At 57.1% G+C, this 4414-nt stretch carries 3 protein-coding genes; all 3 read right to left on the bottom strand.

Features of this window, described 5'->3' with window-relative positions:
• On the bottom strand, positions 1 to 571 hold a 571-nt coding region (locus tag HFM78_RS11865), incomplete at its 3' end, for a prepilin-type N-terminal cleavage/methylation domain-containing protein (protein ID WP_287129657.1).
• A complete protein-coding gene (locus HFM78_RS11860) occupies positions 571 to 1959 on the bottom strand; it encodes a carotenoid oxygenase family protein (RefSeq protein WP_287129656.1) in 1389 nt (462 codons plus the stop codon). The genes HFM78_RS11865 and HFM78_RS11860, both read right to left, overlap by 1 nt.
• Entirely contained in the window at positions 1959 to 4202 is a 2244-nt protein-coding gene (locus HFM78_RS11855; RefSeq protein ID WP_287129655.1) for a tetratricopeptide repeat protein, read from the bottom strand. The genes HFM78_RS11860 and HFM78_RS11855 overlap by 1 nt, the downstream gene beginning before the upstream one ends.
• Positions 4203 to 4414 lie beyond the last annotated feature (212 nt).

Here is a 4414-nt window from a genome sequence, read left to right as displayed (position 1 = left end):
GGTTGGCTTGAGTGGCGGTGGTGTTGTCCTCGTTGACCAAGGGACGCACCGGGAGGACGGGGGTCTGGTCTAGTTCCTCAATGGGTGCGAATTTGTCATAGATGCGGACGACGAGCCTTCTCAACTCGCCGGGGGGTACGTCCGGGGGTTGACCGACGAAGACTTGGGCTAAGAAATCCGCTTCTCCGTCGCCCGTGGTGTCCACGGGGATCGCGCGGAGATTGGTTGGGATCTGGCTGGCGTTAGCGGGGACGAGGGTCGGGTCGGTCAGTTCTTGGTAGGTCGGGGCGTTGTTGGTGGTGCCGACAGTGGGAAAGTAATCGTCACTCCAGGCAAAGACCATCGCCTGTTTATCGAAATAACTCTCGCCATTTTCGTCAAAGGTATTCCAGAAAGACCGCACCTCGTTGACCTGGGACTGGGCTAGTTGGACCGCTGCTCCTAGACGATTTCCCTGGGCACGTTTTACTAGAGAAATCGCAAAAAAACTCGCCAAGCTCGACAGTAACAAAGCAGCAATCACTGCCGAGATCAATACCTCAATCAGGGTCACGCCCCGCGCTGAGCGCATTAAGCCCTCCGCCACGTGCCATGGAATCCCGGCGGCACAACGCCCGGTAGGGCTAATTGACAAACCGGACCAGCTTCTAGTCGCTCGGCCTCGTGAATATCCACCGTACTCAAGTCCCGTTGACTGTCATAAACCACGGTCAGCACCCAGCCCCCAGTTGCAAAAATCGGCTCACTGGGATAGCTCCCCTCGACGCTGGGGGCCTCGGTCAGTTCCCCGGTGCGATGGTCAAACCGACCAAAACTTCCCAACAGTTCGCGGGGTGCAGTCAGGCCCAAGCGGTGAAGAGCAAGGTAGGTATGGGGATTTTCCTGTCCGACCATGCTGGGGTCTACCGTGGGGAATTCACAGGGCCGCGATGAGAGTTCGACGGATTCTAAAACCTGGGCGGTCTTGGGATCGAGCGTGACCTGCCAGAGGGTAGCTTGGGCGGGGGTTTGAACGACACCGGAGGCCACTTCTCTTAGAAACTGGTTGGTCTGGAAATCGGGATACCGTGCCACACCCAGGACCGCCATCCCATTCACCTCTTGATAGCCATTGCTGAAGTGCCACTGGAACCAGGGCGCGGTCTCGCCTTGGCTGACCAGTTGTAAATTATTCCGGTCAATCACCAAGAGCGTCGTCCCCCGCTCGGGCTGCCAATCAAATGCCTCCCCAAACCCCTTCAAACGCAGGACGATGGGCACAAAGTCCAGTTGTATCGGGGAGACACAGAAGATTAAATAATTCCCCGCCAATACAAAATCGTGGACCAAGGGCAATCCCGGCAGAGGAATGGTGGATTCTTGGACTACCCGGCCTGTGGCGTCACTCTGGTAGAGGTGCAAATTTGCCTTAGCCCCATAGCTCACCCCGAAGTTATAGATGTAGCCGCTCACCGGGTCCCGCTTGGGATGCGCTGAATAGGTCTTCCCGGTCATGCCTAGATCCGTCTCGCCCTCAGTCTGGAGAGTGACGGGGTCGAGGGCGTGGGGATAACCCCCTTCCCACAGAGCCAAGAGTCTATCGTCAACAGCGAGGACTGAGGTATTGGCGGCATTTTTGACCCGACCCGAGAGCCGTTCCCAGGGACCGGGGGCAACCATGCCATAGCCACCGTAGAGGAGCCGCCCCGCCTGGGTTTCGGCTTGATAGCCCTGGGTCTGTACGTAACGGTAGGTCCCGGTTGCTCGCTCGCCGTCGAAATGCACCCTCAATATCGCCCCGTCCCCATCGAACCAATGCCCCACAGATGCCCCGCCGCGCTCCAGGCGACCGGGACCATTCCGGTAGAGCGTCCCCTCCAGCCCGGTGGGGAGTTGCCCGGAGATTATAGGTAATTGCGCTGGACCGAATTCCTCTGCCACACGAGTGACCGCTTTGGCCCAACCTTGAGATGTTGCCATCAATTCACCACCCGCCGATAAAAATCTTCTAATGCCCTGACACAGGTGCGGTCCTCAAAAAGTCGGTCGCGGGCTTGGCTTTTCACTTGTTCCCGCGCTTGGGTGTCCTGACCGAGCCGAGCGGCAATCGCCACAAAGTCGGCCTCATCAGTGGCAATCAGTTCCTTTAACCCCAGGACCTGCAACATCGCGTAGGTATGACGGCCCCGCATCCACGGTCCTGGGCAAGTGACCACGGGCAAACCACAGGCCAAAGCTTCCAAGGTCGTGTTCCCGCCAGACCAGCCGAGGGAATCCAGGAAAACGTCCGCCAACAAGTTCAAGTTGAAATACTCCTCCTGGGATAGAGGGGCCAGGAATACACAATAGTCCCGGCTATCGAGTCCCACAGCGGCGAAAGCTTGGTGCAGACGCTGGCGGAGGGTATCAGTCACAACCGGACTACTATGAGCGATGAAGGCGAACTGGGCCTGGGGCACCGCTTGGGCGATAGCAGCAAATAGATAATCAAATTGAGGTAGGTATTTAAAAAGCGATTGACAGGCGAGATAGACCACCGCTTCCTCGCGTAACTGGAAATCAGCGCGGGTTTTAGTTAGAGCGGGTATGACGGGCCGGGGATAACAGATACTCAAGTTCGGCAATAGGACTAGCTGTTCCGTGTAGTGTACTTGGGCTTGGTCCGGCTCCATCAGGGCACTAGCGAGGAAATAATCCACTGTCGGCAGTCCCGTCGTCACCGGATGGCCCCAAGCCACGCATTGCACGGTCGCTAACCGTAACCCCGCCAACTGCGTCATCTTCGGGTCCATACCCACATCGGGGAAGACTAATACATCTAACTGGTCACGGATAATCTGTTCACAGACGGGCTCAAGCCCACGGGGTAGGTGATGGAAATGCTCCACCTGTTCACGGCACTGCTCAGTCACGGCATCAAGTTGAGGTCCTGTGTAATAGACATGAACTTCAAACGCCTCCGGCCCGTGGTTGAGTATCCAACCCAAGAAAAGTTTACCCACCGTATGCCCCCGGAAGTGGCTAGAGACGTAGCCGACCCGGATTCGTTCGCCCGGTGGACACTTGGGTCTGGGCTGGGTCCACTGCGGGTAATGAATTGCCATGATCCGAGCAACGAGTTCCCCGTACTGTCGCTGCAACTGGGTATCGTCTAGACCCTGGTAGGCCAGATAGAAATTAGTTTGACTCGCCACACCCGCGAGGGCCTGGGGTGAAGTGAGGTCCAGTTGCGCCAAGTTATTCAAGCCCTGCTGGAAACGTTCGCGCCACTGGGGGATCTCTTCAGCCGTCTGGTAAATCATCGGTAAGGCGAGTTCATAGAGCCAACGGGCGGCTAGATATTCGGGGACCAGCGTAAACGCTTGCTGGTAGCAGTCGAGGGCCTGCTTGAGTTGGCCTTGTTTCTGAAGAATGATCCCCAAGCTGTAGTGAGCTTTGGGGTAGTCGGGCGCGATGGTCAGGATTTGTTGGTAATGGGCGGCAGCGGCGGCAAGTTCACCCTGTTCATGGCGGAGGATACCCAGGTTCTCGTGGGCATCCAGGGCATTGGGATTGAGGGTCAGGGCCTGTTGGTAAGATGCCACCGCCTGCTCAATCTCGCCCTGTTCGTGCAGGGTGATGCCGAGGTTGGTGTGGACTTCGACAAAGTTGGGGTTGAGGGCGAGGGCACGACGGTAATTTTGGCGGGCGGCCTCGGGCTGGCCTTGGCGGTGCAGGACGACTCCCAGGTTGTTGAGGACTTCGGGCAGGTCGGGCTGGAGTTGGAGGGCTTGTTGGTAACAGGCGATGGCCTCGGCGAGTTCGCCGACTTGCTCATACAACAGTCCGAGTTCGTTGTGGGCTTCGACATCAATGGGATTGAGGTTGAGAATTTGTTGGTAGACGGGGATAGCTTGGGCGAACTGGCCTTGAGCTTGGAGGAGTTGCCCTAGACTCCCCTGGGCTTCTAAATAGTCGGGCTTAACGGTTGTGGCGCGGACAGTGTACTGGTAGGCCGCCTCTAGATTGCCTAGCTGAAAATAGATGACCCCTAGCCCGTGGAGAGCGATGGGGTGGTCCGGGTGGGTCTGCAAAAGTTGTTGGTAAATCGTCCCAGCCTGCTCCAGTTCTCCGGCCCAATAATGCTGAAGCGCAAGCTCTAACGCTGCTTCGACTTGGACAGTAGGACGGGTAGCCTGTCGTTTCGCCTGGAGTAACTTACTAAAGCCCTTGGCTTTTTTCATGATGACCCACGCTAAATCGCCCGCCCAATTATAGGCGTTGCGCTCGTTGGAGCGGTCCCTCCGCCCAAGCTCTGTGGTACCGCTGGGGTTCTAAAGAATGAATAATGAGGAAGCCTTGACATACTCACCGTCCTAAAGGAGCGGTGATTCTTGACGTTTCACTGAAGCTTGCACCCGAAGGTGTCTTACTGCCTCTCATCGTCCGTTTAGAG

The sequence above is a fragment of the Candidatus Cyanaurora vandensis genome, assembly GCF_013285555.1.
In the GTDB taxonomy this organism is placed as follows: domain Bacteria; phylum Cyanobacteriota; class Cyanobacteriia; order Gloeobacterales; family Anthocerotibacteraceae; genus Cyanaurora; species Cyanaurora vandensis.
This window is presented reverse-complemented; position numbering and strand designations above follow the sequence as displayed.

Bases quoted from the DNA above. Each gene is read 5' to 3' on its own strand.
- HFM78_RS11860 (WP_287129656.1), bottom strand. From the start codon at position 1,959: ATGGCAACATCTCAAGGTTGGGCCAAAGCGGTCACTCGTGTGGCAGAG.
- HFM78_RS11855 (WP_287129655.1), bottom strand. From the start codon at position 4,202: ATGAAAAAAGCCAAGGGCTTTAGTAAGTTACTCCAGGCGAAACGACAG.